Source organism: Corynebacterium choanae (assembly GCF_003813965.1).
GTDB classification, from domain to species: Bacteria; Actinomycetota; Actinomycetes; order Mycobacteriales; family Mycobacteriaceae; genus Corynebacterium; species Corynebacterium choanae.
In genome coordinates, this window is record NZ_CP033896.1 from 2,685,478 (window position 1) to 2,701,045 (window position 15,568).

At 58.6% G+C, this 15,568-nt stretch carries 14 protein-coding genes; 4 read left to right on the forward strand and 10 right to left on the reverse strand.

Translation table 11 applies throughout. The features are described 5' to 3' along the window. Positions 1-26: 26 nt before the first annotated feature. A complete protein-coding gene (locus tag CCHOA_RS09675) occupies positions 27-2,735 on the forward strand; it encodes a DEAD/DEAH box helicase (protein ID WP_123930030.1) in 2,709 nt (902 codons plus the stop codon). A gap of 337 nt (positions 2,736-3,072) precedes the next feature. Here the strand turns inward: CCHOA_RS09675 and CCHOA_RS09680 are convergent, their stop codons facing one another. From CCHOA_RS09680 to CCHOA_RS09710, 7 genes are all read right to left on the reverse strand, one after another. Further along, the gene (locus tag CCHOA_RS09680) at positions 3,073-3,480 is read right to left on the reverse strand and encodes an Rv3654c family TadE-like protein (RefSeq protein WP_123930033.1); all 408 of its coding nucleotides are present in this window, start codon (positions 3,478-3,480) and stop codon (positions 3,073-3,075) included. Positions 3,481-3,501: 21 nt separating this feature from the next. Then, on the reverse strand, positions 3,502-3,879 hold the full coding sequence (locus tag CCHOA_RS09685) for a TadE family type IV pilus minor pilin (protein WP_123930036.1): 378 nt from the start codon (positions 3,877-3,879) through the stop codon (positions 3,502-3,504). Positions 3,880-4,206: 327 nt separating this feature from the next. Beyond that, positions 4,207-4,449, reverse strand: coding sequence for a DUF4244 domain-containing protein (locus tag CCHOA_RS09690; RefSeq protein ID WP_206425792.1), 243 nt, complete (start codon positions 4,447-4,449; stop codon positions 4,207-4,209). Between the two features lie 136 nt (positions 4,450-4,585). Further along, positions 4,586-5,143 carry a type II secretion system F family protein gene (locus CCHOA_RS09695; protein ID WP_123930041.1) on the reverse strand — a complete coding sequence of 186 codons (558 nt, stop codon included), beginning with the start codon at positions 5,141-5,143 and terminating at the stop codon, positions 4,586-4,588. Between the two features lie 3 nt (positions 5,144-5,146). Beyond that, positions 5,147-5,998 carry a type II secretion system F family protein gene (locus tag CCHOA_RS09700; RefSeq protein WP_164472461.1) on the reverse strand — a complete coding sequence of 284 codons (852 nt, stop codon included), beginning with the start codon at positions 5,996-5,998 and terminating at the stop codon, positions 5,147-5,149. A gap of 2 nt (positions 5,999-6,000) precedes the next feature. Continuing rightward, positions 6,001-7,182 carry a TadA family conjugal transfer-associated ATPase gene (locus CCHOA_RS09705; protein ID WP_123931157.1) on the reverse strand — a complete coding sequence of 394 codons (1,182 nt, stop codon included), beginning with the start codon at positions 7,180-7,182 and terminating at the stop codon, positions 6,001-6,003. Between the two features lie 388 nt (positions 7,183-7,570). Further along, complete coding sequence (locus CCHOA_RS09710) at positions 7,571-8,752, reverse strand: CpaE/TadZ family protein (RefSeq protein WP_123930048.1); 1,182 nt, start codon at positions 8,750-8,752, stop codon at positions 7,571-7,573. 280 nt (positions 8,753-9,032) lie between these two features. Between CCHOA_RS09710 and CCHOA_RS09715 the strand changes: the two genes are divergently transcribed. Beyond that, positions 9,033-9,881 (forward strand): HAD family hydrolase, encoded by an 849-nt coding sequence (locus tag CCHOA_RS09715; RefSeq protein ID WP_164472462.1) that lies wholly within the window; start codon positions 9,033-9,035, stop codon positions 9,879-9,881. A 126-nt stretch (positions 9,882-10,007) separates the two neighbouring features. On the opposite strand, the gene CCHOA_RS09720 is transcribed toward CCHOA_RS09715, so the two are convergent. Beyond that, entirely contained in the window at positions 10,008-11,051 is a 1,044-nt protein-coding gene (locus CCHOA_RS09720) for a hypothetical protein (protein ID WP_123930054.1), read from the reverse strand. 276 nt (positions 11,052-11,327) lie between these two features. On the opposite strand from CCHOA_RS09720, the gene CCHOA_RS09725 reads away from it, so the two are divergent. Further along, the gene (locus CCHOA_RS09725; protein WP_123930057.1) at positions 11,328-11,843 is read left to right on the forward strand and encodes a phage holin family protein; all 516 of its coding nucleotides are present in this window, start codon (positions 11,328-11,330) and stop codon (positions 11,841-11,843) included. Between the two features lie 183 nt (positions 11,844-12,026). On the opposite strand, the gene CCHOA_RS10830 is transcribed toward CCHOA_RS09725, so the two are convergent. Then, on the reverse strand, positions 12,027-12,242 hold the full coding sequence (locus CCHOA_RS10830; protein WP_206425793.1) for a hypothetical protein: 216 nt from the start codon (positions 12,240-12,242) through the stop codon (positions 12,027-12,029). A 130-nt stretch (positions 12,243-12,372) separates the two neighbouring features. On the opposite strand from CCHOA_RS10830, the gene CCHOA_RS09730 reads away from it, so the two are divergent. Next, positions 12,373-13,287 carry an alpha/beta fold hydrolase gene (locus CCHOA_RS09730; protein WP_164472463.1) on the forward strand — a complete coding sequence of 305 codons (915 nt, stop codon included), beginning with the start codon at positions 12,373-12,375 and terminating at the stop codon, positions 13,285-13,287. Between the two features lie 641 nt (positions 13,288-13,928). On the opposite strand, the gene CCHOA_RS09735 is transcribed toward CCHOA_RS09730, so the two are convergent. Then, a complete protein-coding gene (locus CCHOA_RS09735; RefSeq protein WP_123930063.1) occupies positions 13,929-15,158 on the reverse strand; it encodes a MarP family serine protease in 1,230 nt (409 codons plus the stop codon). Positions 15,159-15,568 lie beyond the last annotated feature (410 nt).

The following is a 15,568-nucleotide window of genomic DNA, read 5'->3' on the forward strand; positions in this document are numbered from 1 at the left end:
ATTTATTCCGGGAAAAGGGGGTAGCTGTGGATATTCCACCATCAATTACTGACGCTGCTGGTTTTTCCAGCGGACCAGCTGACGCTGGTGCACTGTTTGCGGCTGCTATCGCCACAAATTTGCCGGATTCACAAGCAACTTCCATCACCCAGGTGCCGGGGAAAACTGCGGTATTTGCACCGTGGCCACAGTGGGTGTCGGCTGGCACGCGAACGTTTCTCGCAGATGAACGCGGCATCGGGCAGCTGTATCGCCACCAGGCAGCAACTGCCGAATATGCGTTTTCCGGGCAGCATGTCATTGTGGCGACCGGTACCGCCAGTGGGAAGTCCTTGGGCTATCAGCTGCCGATGATGGAAGCACTCATCGCCGATCCTGCTGCTTGCGCATTGTATTTAGCGCCGACGAAAGCGTTAGCGAACAATCAGGTGCAGCTGCTCAACAAGTGGTCTGCCGCAGTGCGGGGCGATGGTTTGAGTGAGGTTGCCCCAATTATGCCGTCCACCTATGACGGCGATACACCCAGCAGCGCCCGGCGCAGTATCCGTGACCATTCCCGGCTGCTCATTAGCAATCCGGACATGGTGCACACGTCACTGTGTGCCCGGCATCAGCAGTGGGGTCGAGTGCTACGAAATTTACGGTTTATCGTGCTTGACGAAGCCCATGTGTATCGGGGTGTGTTTGGGGCGAATGTTGCACTGGTGGTGCGGCGAGTGTTGCGGCTGGCGAAATACTATGGTGCCGAACCGGTGGTGGTGTTGGCGTCGGCGACAACGGCCGATCCAACCAGGTTGGCACAACAACTGGTGGGAGAGAAAGTCACTGCGATCACCGAAGATGGTTCCCCGCGTGGTAAACGCACCATCATGCTGTGGGAGCCGGGATTTGTTGATGATGAGCAAGCTGCCGGCCGTGGCTCGGGTGGTAGACAGTCGACGTTGCTACCGTCACCGGGTGACGGGCGTCATCGAACTGGACAGGATGCTCAACAAGGTGCAGCACACGATGATCCGCTTGCCGCTGAGATCCAAGAAGGGATCGACAGTGGGTTCTTTCCTGCTTCAGCCTTAAACGACGATGACGAGCTTGCGTTTTGGGGTGGGATTGCAACTGTTGATGACAGCTGCGAGGAAGGACACGCTGGTCCCACTCCTGCGGGTCAATCCGTGACACAGCGAACCAGTTTCGAAAAACCACGGCCGCGGATTCCCGCCTGGCAGGAGGCTGCCACAATGATGGCGACCACGATTGCTGAAGGTGGCCGTACAGTAACCTTTGCCCGGTCGCGCCGGCAGGCAGAAATTATTGCGCTGCGCGCAACGGAATCGCTGGTGGGTCGAGGATGTGTGGAGGAAGCCCGCCGGGTGAGTGCGTATCGTGCCGGCTATTTGGCTGAAGATCGTCGCCGTCTTGAGCAAATGCTCGACTCTGGAGAACTCCTCGGGGTGGCTGCCACCAATGCGTTAGAACTGGGGGTGGATATCGGTGGACTTGATGCAGTAATTGTCTGTGGCTGGCCGGGGACAGTCGCTAGCTTCTATCAGCAGGCTGGCCGGGCAGGTCGCCGTGGCCAGTCGTCACTGGTGGCTCTTGTTGCCCGGGATGATCCACTGGATCAGTATCTCATTCACCACCCGGAGACCATTATTGGTGGTTGTGTTGAAGCCACTGTGTTTAATCCGGCAAACCCCTTTATTCAAGCAGCGCATTTGTATTGCGCGGCCGTAGAGCTTCCGCTCACCGCCGACGAAATTGTCACCCTTGACGCACATGACACCGTCGAGCAGCTCAGCCGCTGCGGATTAGTGCGCTGGCGGGGCGACAAACTCTATGCCACTCCGCGGCCACTTGGTGTCGACGATGGTCTACCCACCCCAGAAACTGCCCATGCCCAAGTATCGTTGCGCGGTGCAAGTAGTGATTCCATCACTATTGTTAGCCAAGCTGACGGCACCATACTTGGTGATGTCAATGCTGCAATGGCAGCCTCCCATGTGCATCCGGGGGCGGTGTATCTGCATCTTGGCCGCAGTTATGTGATTACCGCGTTGGATTACACCGACGGTATTGCACTTGCCGACCCAGCAGAACCCGAATTTTCCACCCATCCGCTATCGACAACAGATATTCGCATTATCAACGATCCCACCGATCAAGAGATTGCCAATCCGGCACCCGGATTGTGGATCGCCGCAGTTGATGTGGAAGTCACCACTGCTGTCACCGGCTATCGGAAACGCTATTTTGCAACGAACAAAGCCGAAACTGTACCGCTTACTGTGCCGCCACAAACCTTGGTTACCCGAGCAGTGTCGTACACCCTTGATCCGCTGGTGTTGGATGCGTTGGGCATTCGCGCCGGGGATCTTCCTGGTGCGTTGCACGCTGCGGAACATGCCGCGATCGGTTTGTTGCCGTTGATTGCTGCGTGCGACCGGTGGGATATTGGCGGGGTTTCCACCGCTGAGCATCCCGATACAGGATTGCCGACGGTGTTTGTCTATGACGGCCATCCGGGCGGTGCCGGATTTGCCGATGAAGGATTCCGCCGTTTCCACCAGTGGATTACTGCCACCTTTGAGGCGGTGTCGAAGTGTAGCTGTGCGCAGGGTTGCCCGTCGTGTGTGGTGTCGCCGAAATGCGGCAATGGGAATAATCCACTGGACAAGCACGCTGCTGCCACAGTGTTGGGTGCGTTGGTGGCGATGACTGCCCCTGATCCAGAAAAGTAAGCGTGCCGCGGGTATGCAACCGGGTTTTACCACGACGATCCATCGGCGCACGCTGGGTGATGTTGTCACCCACAGCAGGCACCGACGTCCCACTGACTCCAGGGCATTCAACGCAGCTGACTTACCTTGATACACACAGTGTGCTGCATGTGGTCCATGTGGGTATATGCGGCTCGTCTATCAATTCCGGGATGTGCATCAGGTCCGGCATGTGCACCCGCTTCCAGCGCGGGATGTTTGACCCGCATTACCAGCCCAGTTGAATCGGTTTTTTGGCGCTTTAATCGCAAACGATGCGACCAACTGGCCTAGCGGGAATCAACTATGGCATGCCCGGCTACTGCCCGGTAGCTAATGCAGCAGGCCCTGCCCGGGACTTCAGGAGCTGTCCCCCACTGCGCACTGTCACTGTGGCGTTCATGCCATCGTCCAGTTCACAATCAACCAGGGTGGCATGATGTGCGGTGGCTATTTGTGCTGCTACCGCGCACGCATCCGCGTCCCACCAGGGTGCGGTGGCAGCCGAAAGCGCAGCGCAGTCAGCAGCGACTTGCAGTTGATGATGCACGATGCGGTTGTGTGCGGCGTGCAACAGCAGCAGGGCTGTGACCACCAAGACTGCAATCATGCCAACGGTTGCCACCGTGGCACTTCCCTGCTCATCGGGGAAAGCTTGACGGTGCAGGAAACGCGGTATGCAGTAATACTTGCGCCGCAGATGGCGTGAGGTGGTGATGGGATCCATGGTGTGTTCCTCGGGTCGAATCTAGCGGGGTTCAGCAAGTACTGTTGCGGAAGCCACGATGTCACCAAAGAGTGATTGGTAGCGAACAGTGGCGGTGACCATCATGCCGTCATTGTCGATGGTGACTTCCCCCTTGCGGGGCGTGTATGGTTGCCCGATTGCGGCAGCCCGGGCGGCAGCACCTGCCGCATCGATTGCGGCAATCCGGGTTCCTACCGCCACCAATCCCCCAAATAACACCATGGTCACCACCAGTAGACTCATCACGCCGAAGGCAGTCTCTACCGTGGCGGCCCCGCGTTCGTTACTGACACAGTCCCTGGCATGGCCGATGATTCGGCGGAATTGCTCGACCAGTTTTTTGATATATACAGATCGATACAGTTTACAATGTTGCATTGGGATTTCCCTCGATCACATTGCAGCGTAAGAGGCTGCGAAGCTGTGCTGATGGTGCATTCAACGCGTTCTTAACCACGGCACGCTGCCGCGGCAGCCATCGATAAGCGCCGTGATTATGGTGCACAATTCGGCTGGTTCCGCTGTGGTCTTCCATCACTTGATTCCAACCCACGCCAGCAGACTGACTGATGCTGTGATACCCCGTACCACTATCTCTGTGGTGCGCCTGGGCTGCCGGCTGGTTGGTCGAGTATCGCACCGGGGCACAGCAATGGCGCACCCGGCTGCTGCAACCAACCAGCAGCATCGTCGAATAGCAGCAGACTATACGGGGCTCGAGTTCAACGCCCGATCAATGATGCCTTGCAAAGCCTGCTGCACATGATCAGAGGTCACCACCGCATATAGCACCGCGGCAAGGGCCGCTGCAGCTAAGGTGCACATGGCGTATTCGATAGTTGATAACCCTTGTTCGTTGCTGTGTACCCGGCGCAGCCGGGCACCCACGCCGGTCGCAACTGCGACAATCTGGGCTGGCAGGAGAGCGAACAGGGACCAAAGCTTCATGGCGAAAGTCATCGAAGACTACCTTTCTTCATCAAAAATCGTTGTACTTACATGAATCTGGAATGCCGGTACCCCTCGTGGTTGTACCGGCAGGGATTGGGGAATACCTGCTTTGCGGTGGGCGGGCTTCGAATGCTCATAGCAGACCTCCGGCGAGGGAGAACACCACTGGCACAAGTCCCAGCACGATAAATGCCGGCAGGAAACATAAACCCAATGGGATTGCAATCATCACCCCGGCGCGTTCTGCTTGGGCGATGCATTCGTCGGCTGCGGTTGCCCGCAGTTCCTGAGCGATCGCGCGCAGCTGGGTTTCTATCCGGGCACCGATGATGGTTTGTGTTTCGACTAGTTGGGCTAGGGTGTGCAGTCCTTGACTGGTGGCGAATTGTTGCCAACATCCACCAGGTTCCACCCCCAGTTCCAGCAGGGAGTGGAGAAGCCGCCACGGGTTAGCGGCGTGGGTGTCGCTGACTTCTGCGACTGCTCCGGCGGCGGCCGCTGATGTCATACCGGCGCCTATACAGGCACAGTAGATTTCTAATTCGCTGGGCAGGCCAAGTCGCCGGCGGGAACTGGTGGTGGCAGCGGTGTTACCACCTGCTTGCTGCCGCGGTAGCCGACCTGTCGGGTTGGCAGTCCACAGCAGGCTTGCAACACTCCACAGCCCTATCAGCAAGGCAACACTGTGCATCGGTTATCCTTCCCTGCTGCTTGCTGGCGTTTGGTGCAGGGGCTGCCGTGACAGTCCGGGGGTGTGCATGGCTCGACCGATGATCCAGTCTGCACACAGCAGGCCACCGCTGAGTAATACACACCCCACGACGGCGAGCAGTTTTCCTGTTGGATCGTGGATGAGAAACGCTAACGGCTTCGCACCAATCACACTGCCCAATCCAATTCCGGCTATGGGAAGTGCTGCCAGCACAGCGGCGCTGGTTCGCGGCCCGGTGAGTTGGGCGGCAGTGTTGCGGGCATGGCGAACATCTGCGGCAGCACTGTGGGCTGCCTGGACAAAGAGTTCTGCAGCCCCGATGCCGTGCAGTGCTGCTACTTGCCACAGTGCCCCGGCGACAGTGACATATGGCAGCCGATCACCGGCTTGTATCAGTTCGAGATATCCTTCCCGACCAAGTGCTGTGGCGCGTGCTGCTTGGCGAAATACTGCCGCGATAGGGCTGGAATGCCGGTTGTTTATTCGGTGACTGTCAGCGACCCGGCCAAGTGCCACATGCATCGGCACACCTGCCCGCAGCTGGTATGCCACTGCGCTGAGCATCTGGGCACTGCATTCGTTTCTTTCGATCACTGCACGAGCGGTGATGGTGCGCCATCCCACCCAGGTCACTGCGGCAATCACCAGGCACACACTGCCGCACAGTATCCAGGAGTGCAGCGCGACCCGCAGCAGTACCCAACTGGCGATGAATGTGGCGATTATCTTCACCGATAAAGCAGGCGCCCGGGTGGGTGTCGCGGCACCAGTTTGCCCAGGTATTCGCCGTGTCGGTGCATGTTCCCCGAGGAGCAGACTCAGCGCTGCAGCCACAACTAGTCCCCACATTGCTTACTCCGCAACGTGGTAGTATGCGTTTCGCCGTCACAGGGGGCGGCTTGCTGGGTGAGGCTGCGACAAAACGTGGAAAATCCTGCTGCCGGGCCGGTTTGCCAGTCCCACAGTGGGGTGATGGTAACTGGTGGGCCGGGGTGTACCTGGCCGATTGCGGCGAGTTTGCGTCCCTTGCTGGTGCGCACAAGACAGAACACCACATCGATTGCGGCAGCCAGCTGGGAGTGTAAAGCCTGGCGGTCGAGTCCACCGAGTGCTGCGAGTGCCTCCATGCGGGCAGGGACTTCCTGCAGGCTGTTGGCGTGCACTGTACCTGCTCCACCGGCATGCCCGGTGTTGAGGGCGGCGAGAAGGTCGACGACTTCTGCGCCGCGGATCTCTCCGACGATAATCCGGTCAGGTCGCATCCGCAGTGCCTGCTGGAGCAGGGTTGCCATGGTGATTGCACCTGCCCCTTCGGCATTGTTTGCTCTGGTGACGAGCGTGACAACATGCGGATGATGTGGGCAGAGTTCTGGGGTGTCTTCGATTAAGATCATTCGCTCGGTGGGGGCTACTTCCTGCAGCAGCGCAGAAAGCAGGGTGGTTTTCCCGGTGCCGGTGCCCCCGACGATGAGCATTGCCCGGCGCGCCTTGACGACTGCGCGACAAAGTTCGGCGATGTGCGCCGGCATGGTGCCGGTTCCAACCAGGTGGTCGAGGTTTTTATTGGCTTGCCGAAGGATACGCACACTGATTTGGGTGTGTTGTTCACTCGGTGGGCTAAGCAGACCGTGGATGCGGATGGCGGTGCCGTCGGGACGGTTGAGGCGACCATCGGCGTAGGGTTGTGCGTCGTCGAGACGGCGTCCACAGGACAGCATGAGGCGGGTGGCGAGTTGGCGTACTTGCCCGTCATCGTGGAATGTCACCTGGGTGTGTTCCAGGCCGTTGCCGCGGTCAATATAGACCCGGTCGGGAGCGGTGACCACAATGTCGGTGACGCCAGGGAGGGCAAGCAGTGGTTCAAGTACCCCCAGTCCGGTGGAGTCGTCGCTGATACGCCGTAGTACTGCAAGTAGTTCCATGTCGCTGATCGCAGGGATGACTTTGCGGATGATTGCAGCGGTGGTGGTTTCATCGCAGTGTGGATGTTGTGCCATGTGGCGATGAATGGTGGCCATGGTCGCCGGTGACAGCGTCACTGTGGCAGGTCGGTGCGGAGTCTCTGCCGTGATGGCTGTATTTACTGGTTGCGCCGTGGTCACTGGTTGCATCTGGGCGACTGATGGCGCAGGGTTGCCAGGAGGTGGCGGGTGATGTATTGCCGGTGCCGAAGGCTTGTGGATGTCATCTGGTGGCGGGTGATGGGTGGCGTGTTTGGGGTGTGCGATGGCCCCCGATTGGGTTGCTCTGTGATGCTGCTGATACATGGTTACTTGTCGCTTTCTGATGCTTGGAGGTGATGTAGCCAAGCAGTGTGGTTTGCTGGCTACTTGTTGTGAGCTGTCAATGCAGGAGGCTGTGTGGATGGGTCACGGTGTGGGCGCCACTGCCGTGTTCCCACATCGGTTACAGCAGGTCAAGGAATTGTTGTAGGGGGGCGGTTACTGCTTTCGGTAAGTGTCGGGGCAGTCCGCTGGTTTCTATTGCCCGGTGCAGGCTGGCGATCTCTGGGATTACGCCGAGGTATCCGTTGCCGGCTATGGTGCGGAAGGTGGATTCATCGACCGTTGACCAGCCGCGCGGCCGCGCATAGACCGCTGTTGGCATTTCAATTGCTGAGAGATAGCGCAATACCGTGGTCGATATTGTTGCGGCACGGATCTCAGGAGGGATGAGCACGACAACTGCATCGCAGTGTTCGAGCACCGGATCCCCCAGTGTTGTAACGTTGCCAATATCACAGATGACGGTGTGTCCTTCGCCGGCAACACTGCTGATAACACTGACACAATCGGTGTTGCGTCCACTGTGGGCAAACTCCCGCAGATACCGCCACCGGGGTGTGTTCAGCATTTGCTGGTTGGCAGGTGCGTCAAGTGGATAGGCGGGGGCGCCAAGAATATGAATCCCGTCGCTGGTGGCAGGCAGTGCTGCCAGCAGTTCCCGGCTGTCAATCATGCCGCCATGAGGTTGCACATCACCCCAATAAGCCTGGGTGTGGGTTTCCATACCGAAGAGCAGATCAGCCTCCCCTGGCCGGGCATTGCAGTCGAGAAATAGCACCGAGTCGGCAACAAGCCGAGCAAGGATTCCGGCGGTGACGGTGGCCCCTGCCCCACCGACTGCACCAACAACCCCAATGACTATCCCGGGTTGTACTGGTTGCCAGGAGCCCAGCTGCTGCTGCAGTTCACGCAGCAGACGAAGCAGAATCCCACCTTGCTCAGGCAAGGCAATAATTTGCGGCGGGAAAGCGCCATATCCGAGATAGCCTTCCGATGCGGGGTGTTGCCTCAGTATTGTCTCGTCCAGGGATCCCACCCCTGCGAGTGCACGGGGGTCGCTGCCGGTACGATCCGGGAGGGTGCGGGTTATGCCGATGATCGGCAATGTCGGATCAACACTGCGCACAGAAAAGTCATCGATCCCCTGCTCGACGACAATACAGTTGCAGCCCCGCCACTGTTGCGTCGCCGCAGCAGTACGAGTCACCCAGCCGGCAGCGGCAATGACATGGGCTGCGTCTTGTGCCAACATCGGGTCGGCAACCTGCAACACGCAAGTTGCCGGAAGGTGTGAATCTTGCATGACACCCACTGTGCAGCAACGCGCAAGCCCACCCCGTGCAAAGGACAGCTACCGCTGTGGAAAACAGCTACAGGCAAGATTTTTCTCCACAGCATCGGTTTGTTCGTCAAGCACAACCCTCGCCTACTACACGCCACCGCTCTAGCACCCGTCACCTCGCCGCATCACCACAGGGCCGTCGATCCTCTCACCGGGGACAGACACACTCCACCGGGCAACGAACGCAACGCTCAGCACACAGCAACACTGTTGCTACACAGAAACAGGTAGGGTGGGCAGGGTGAGTGAGCATGCCGCGCAACCAGCTGCCACACCGACGAATGTGGCAGCCTTCTTTGATCTCGATAAAACGCTCATAGCTTCGTCGTCTGCTCTCGCGTTTAGCCGGGAGCTGTTTGGCCATGGCCTGATCTCTGCGACCGACGCCGCAAAAATTGTGTGGGCTGAGGTGATCTATCTCGCCATCGGCCACACCGAAACCCGCATGGAACGGCTAAAAACCGCCATGATGAACATGATTGACGGCTGGGATGACGCCGAGATCCGCAGCCTGCTCGGCGATGCGATAAACCGGGTGATCACCCCGACGATTTATGCGGAAGCAAAAGAACTGCTTGATGCGCATCGAAATCTCGGCCATGATCTCATTTTGATCTCTGCGTCGCCGCTGCTAGTCGTCGAACCAATCGCGGAACTGTTGGGCATACCGACCACGGTTGCCACCGAACTGGGTTTGCAGGACGGTATCTATAACGGCACGATTCATTTCTATTGCAAAGGACAACGCAAAGCCGAAGCCATGCAGGCGATTGCTGCGGAACGCGGCTATGATCTGTCGCGCTGCTTTGCGTATTCGGATTCGATTGTCGATCTGCCGATGCTCACCACTGTCGGCCATCCTGTGGCAGTCAATCCTGATCGATCATTGCGGAAAGAGGCCGCTGCCCGGCATTGGCCGGTTCGCCGCTTTACCCATCCACTGATGCGGCGCAGCATTACGAAAGCAGTCCTGCTCGGGTTTGTTACCGTGATTACCACACTTGCTGCAGGTTGGGCTCTGATTCGGGAATCGACTTCCGCAAAACAGCCAGCGTTTCGTATTTTCCGTTTCCTGCTGCGACAGCACTAGAGCACGGGGACGCCAATCAGCCAGGGCAGCTGGTCCCACCTGGGGCAGATGCAGATCACCGAATAAATACGGTTGCAGTGTCCACACCGGCGAATACTCACTGCCCGCGAGCATCGCAACAGTGTTCTAGCGGTGATTACGCGCAATATCGGCGATTGCCCGCCCATCAGCGGCGCCTGCTGTCACCGCCTGCAGATGCAATGCCACAAATTCGCCCGCAGCCTCCCGGCTGGCAGCGAACTCAAGTAGTAATGCTTCATAGTCTTGTTGATGATCAAACAGATAACGTTCGGTAACCCCCATCATGAGTGGATCATCCCCGCTCAGGTGGTGGATGACCCGCACTGTTGGCAGGGCTACCAGCAGCGAAGAAGAACCAAAGGGCGCCGATGAGGCCAACAGTCCGTGCACGATGGCACCGATAATCAAGGGGTCAATTCGGTGCGCGGCCGCATGTGGCGCCGATTGCAGCAGCTGTCCAGCAAGTTGCACAACTGGCTGATGCGCGCGAGGGATTCCGCGCAGTTGTGCTGATTGATTTGTCTGCTGTGCAAGAGCTGCGGCCGGATCCGATGCTGACGGTGATGAAGCATCGGCCGCCAAAACCGCTTGTGTATCGCCCGCATCTGTCAGCGCCGCCGATGCGGGATCACCGAGACTAGCGGTTACATCGTGCAAACCTGATGCTGGATGTGCCACAGCCGGTGATTGATTCCCCACAGCTGGCGCTTGCTTTGGGGTCACTGCATAAGTCCCAGCTGACTTCGATTCCTGTGTGGGGCGCGGATCGACAGGTGGCCGCTGGCCGCCGGCATGAACGGCAAGCTGGGCAAAGATCCCTAACGGTCCGGTAGTGGCGGCGCGGGAAAGATTACCTCCCGGTGGCGACAACAGCACACTATAGCTATCGACAGCTGCTGTAAGGAGTGGATGGGTTGCCGCTTGTGGACTGGTTACCGGATCGGTGAAGCCTTGCAGACGGGCAGCATAGAGTGCCCCTTGTAGGTTTGATTCGGCTGTAATGTGTTCCGGTTGGCGTAGTGCGGCCGGATGGCGATGGGCGGCAAATAATGCGGCACGAGTAGCACGGGCGGTTTCCGCTATTCCCGGGATTGATTGCACCGGTTGCACGACCATCTGCCACAGCGCCTGCATTGTCATAGTGTCCAAGGTTGCCATATTCTTCGCCGGTACCATAGACGTCCCGGCACACGGTTGGTGTGCCAAGCTGGCTGCCGCTGCCGGGCTCAGCACTATGTTCGGCCAGATCTGGGCGTGGGGTTGGCACACGCATTCGTGGGGATAATTCCCAAATTGGGGGGTTTTCTGGCACGATTGGACTGTTACTGCATTCTTGTATCGCAGCAGCCGACCCCTCGGGCGTAGTCCCGTTAGTGGACGGAATGTTGCCAAGATGAGCTATTTTCAAGAAGGATCTCGATTACCGTGAGCAACTCTAACGGACTTTTCACCGACGGTTCCGACAACTTTGTCCCGCAGGTGGATTCGATTCCGCTGCGTGAGGTGGACTCCCGCGCCGCCGGTCAGGGCTCGATTGGTGACCTGGTCAGTGATGCAACCGCCCAAATCTCTTCGCTGGTGCGCAGCGAAGTGGAATTGGCGAAAGCTGAGCTGGCCAAGGAAGCGAAAAAGGGTGCGATTGGTGGTGGCCTATTTGGTGTCGCCGGGGTAATTGCCCTGTACTCTTCGTTCTTCTTTTTCTTCTTCCTCGCGGAACTGCTCACCAAGTGGATGGATTCCTGGGCGGCATATCTCATTGTGTTCTTGGTGATGCTGGTGTTGGCTGGCCTGTTGGCACTGGTCGGCTACGGCAAGGTGAAGCAGATCTCCAAGCCGGAACGCACCATCGAATCAGTGCAGGAATTAAAGAAGCTGGTACCAGGCAAGGCTCAGCAGCGAGTAGCCTTGCGGGAAACTCCCGGTCTGTACACCGATCGGTAACCAACGTTCTTCCTAGCCCCTTGCACCGGGCAGGCAGTGGCTACTGCCCACCGGGGAGACCATCGACTCGGACTCCCCACCGCCAATATGGTTGGCGATGGTGGCATATTCCTGTGTGATGTGGCAACGGGGCTGCACTCCTTCCTACTGGCACCGGCTTGGAGTGCCCAGAACGCTTCCCAGTTAGTCCTGGTTCGCCGGTGTATTTTCGTCGGTGTCATTCTTTTCCGCGTCGTCTTCGCAGATTGCACGAGTGTTTTCGCTGGTGCGACGGTCTGCGGCGGCGCGGTGTGTGCATTTCTTGGACACTGTTTTTTCGCCGAAGGCTGCTATTCGGTGCTGCCCAGCAGATGCGGCTGTGCCCGGATTGATGTGCCACTGGTGCCAGGTTTCTTGCATTTTCCGCTTTCCCGCTGGTGTCCACTGGTGTTGTTATCCCCCACAGGTAGTGCGGGAGTGGCGGATTCCTCTGTTTCGGTGTGCAATCCACCGGGATGTATTCATTGTTGAAGTAAAGGCGACCTTTTTCGTGGCAGGTTTTGGTGTTGAGGGCTCTCTGCCCCCGGAACAACTCGCAGTCGACGGCCGGTTTCAGCATGAATATGTGCACTGTCGGGGTTTACGGCTGCATGTTGCTACCGCCGGCGATCCGGATGCCCCGCTGGTGATGTGTCTGCACTCAGCATTTGGTGGCTGGTTCGATTATTTGTTGCTCATCGACGAGTTAGTGAACCACGGTTTTCGGGTGGCCGCAGTGGATTTGCGGGGCTTCGGATTAAGCGACAAACCCCCTGCTGGCCGTGATCTGCGCAGTATTGCCGGGGATGTCTCAAGTCTGATCAGTGCGCTCTCCACGACCCCGGCTACGGTGCTGGGTGCCGGTGCCGGCGGAACGATCGCCTGGACTGTGGCGGCATATTATCCGGCGAAAGTTGCCGCACTGATAACTATTGCTGCCGCCCATCCGGCGGATATGTGGCATGCCGCCTGGCGGCAGCCCTGGTCGCATGCCACCCCGCTTATTCGTGGTGCTGTGTTGCGACTTCCTGCAGCGTTCGTTGCCCGCAAAGCTGGGCTTCTTGCCCATCTTGATTTGCTGGAACACGCCGGGGTGAATACGACGAAAACTTCGCCGCCTTTGCTGCAGCAGGCACAGCTGCGGCGTCTTTCCGCACAGGTTGCCGGGGTGCCGGCGGCGATGGTATCCACTGCCCGGTTTGAACTTGCCCGAATTCCCCGCTTGTGGGCGAATAAACCGGTGTCGTGTCCGGTGTTGAGTATTCATCAAGGCAATGCCACCTGGGCGGCGATTGCCCGCCAGTCAAAAAAACGCGCCCCAGATTTCACCGAATGCACAACACTTGCCGGACGGCATCTGCCGCACATGCTGTTCCCGGAAGCGACTGCGGCAGTAATTGCCGATTTCCTTCACCGCCGCCTCTAAAAGCTGGACGATACCTGCCGTTTGCTCGCTTGAGCGTTCACCGTATGCCGGAAGCAACACCATCGGCTAACCGGCTGCACTGGCCGACTGCTGGGCGGGTATGGCACCCGTACGGCTTGAAGGATGTGCACCACCACCGCGCGTTGCCAACTCGAAAAGGAGAAATACCTTCAACACAGGCCGGTGCCAACGCGCACCACACCCCAGATACACCACACTCAAGGCACAGAGCGTCCAGCCGCGCACCACACCCAACACACAGGGCGCCCAAGCCAAGCATCTCGACACCGATCCGTGCAAGCGAATACCTTCGCCACAAATCCTTGCAAGCAAGCACCCCTGCGACACAAACTTGGGGCAACCCGAGATCCCTGTTCAACACCCGCCACCGGCGGGTAAAAGCAACGCCGCCGGTGGGCAAGCAACCACACGGTGGCGGTGCTGCACTGTGCACGGCAGTGCTGAAAATAGGTTGCGCCGCCGTCTCCTAAAAACACCAGGCCCAAAGCAAAAAACGCTTGTGCTGGGTGCTGTCGCCATATGACAGCACAGGCTGCATACGCAATCACACGGCTTAGCCCACAAAAGTCGTGGTAGATATTCCAAGGGTTGCCAATACTTCCCCGGAACCGTTCGGTGGGTTACTCACCCACGCAGCGGCCAGTATCCACCGGCAGCCGATAGGTGGACACATCCCCGAGGAGTTCTTGAACTTCCGTCCCGGCAAGCACAAAGCCTTCCTGGGCATGATGAATCTCGTCGGCGAACACCACACCCAACACTTCACCGGCGGCGTTAATCATCGGCCCGCCGGAATTCCCGCGCCGCACATCCCCGTCGATGCGATAAATAGCACGAACATTCGCCGTTTCCCCGTAAATATCCACCCCACTAGTCACCCGCAGCGACACGATCCGCGCCGGGACGGCAGTAAATGGCCCCCCATCGGGATAGCCGACAATAGTGACTGTTTCGGCAAACATTGGCATCGCTGCGGCCCAATCCAGGGCAGGAAGCCCAAGATTATCGCTGCGCAGCACCGCAATGTCTTCATCCGGGTCGTATAACACCACCGTGGCAGGTTTTGTACCGGTCACAGTATCGACAGCAACCTGGTTTGTGCCGGCCACCACATGGGCGTTTGTGACAATGAGATCATCGGCGATCACAAACCCGGTGCCGCGCATCCCATGGGTGCAACGATCCGCCACGGCTAACACTTGCACCACTGCCGGGCGCACCGCTGCCACCAAGTCATTGTCCACGGAAAGATCAGCCACCGGTGGCAGCTTGTCGGGGGCGGTGACAGCAAACGGGTCACTGGGCGGCTGCAACAGGGAGTCAGCCAGCAGTCCGGCGAACTGGTCATCGACCGTGTGAACACTGTCCGGGATGAGCTGGTTCACCCCAAACAGCAGCCGTGACTGGCGGAGTTCACCGGCGATCGTCCCCCCGGCGATACTTGCCACCGGGGCGAGCAGCAGATAGCTAAAAACCAGTGCCACTACAGGACTGACGAGCATGCCGACGAATTTGTCTTGCCGCATCGTGGAATGATGTTTCATTCGTGCCCGCACCCGGTTACTCACCGCGGTACCAAGCACACTGGCGATACCGGTGAAAAACAGCAGGAGCGACAGGGCAATGAGCCACCGCAGCAATGCGGTTTGTACCATGGCCATCACATAGGGGGCGATTTGCAAGGCGGCAACAAACCCCAAAATCACGGCAAGCCCGTCGATCAATGTCGCTATTGCGCCTTGCCGCCAGCCGAATCCTACGGCGATGAGGAGCACACACCCGAGCAGCACGTCCACTGCACCGACAGCCTGTAACAGATCCACGGCTGCCTCCTCGTCACCTGGGGTCATTGCTTTGGGTGTGTTGCGATCATCGTCGCAGAAAAAATGGGGTTATGCCGCGCGGGCAATGCCTGCCGGTGCGCCGCATCTCATCCTACAGGCATCCTGCGGCAAGGAACTTATTGGCGGCCGTTTTTCACGAAGCTTGCTTCTTAGCCGGCCGGCCGCCGACAGTACAGGGGAAAAGCTCACCGCTGATGCTCCACAGCACACCCTCTCACGCTGCAGGAAAGGGCCACAACTGGCCACGCCACCCCACTACCACGGTCTGCGCTGACTGGTGTTGAGCAAACACCAAAACCCCAAAGCCATCAGCGCAACCACCAAAACCCAAGACGTGCAGCGCAATGACGAAGAGCACAGGCAGGTGGTCACAGCTGCAGCATTGCGGGAACCACTCTGCTCCAAACTGCAGCCCT

Excerpts from the sequence above, each read along its gene's own strand:
- CCHOA_RS09680 (WP_123930033.1), bottom strand. The coding sequence starts at position 3,480 with ATGGATCCCATCACCACCTCACGCCATCTGCGGCGCAAGTATTACTGC.
- CCHOA_RS09685 (WP_123930036.1), bottom strand. The coding sequence starts at position 3,879 with ATGCAACATTGTAAACTGTATCGATCTGTATATATCAAAAAACTGGTC.
- CCHOA_RS09690 (WP_206425792.1), bottom strand. The coding sequence starts at position 4,449 with ATGAAGCTTTGGTCCCTGTTCGCTCTCCTGCCAGCCCAGATTGTCGCA.
- CCHOA_RS09695 (WP_123930041.1), bottom strand. The coding sequence starts at position 5,143 with ATGCACAGTGTTGCCTTGCTGATAGGGCTGTGGAGTGTTGCAAGCCTG.
- CCHOA_RS09705 (WP_123931157.1), bottom strand. The coding sequence starts at position 7,182 with ATGGCCACCATTCATCGCCACATGGCACAACATCCACACTGCGATGAA.
- CCHOA_RS09710 (WP_123930048.1), bottom strand. The coding sequence starts at position 8,752 with ATGCAAGATTCACACCTTCCGGCAACTTGCGTGTTGCAGGTTGCCGAC.
- CCHOA_RS10830 (WP_206425793.1), bottom strand. The coding sequence starts at position 12,242 with ATGCAAGAAACCTGGCACCAGTGGCACATCAATCCGGGCACAGCCGCA.
- CCHOA_RS09735 (WP_123930063.1), bottom strand. The coding sequence starts at position 15,158 with ATGACCCCAGGTGACGAGGAGGCAGCCGTGGATCTGTTACAGGCTGTC.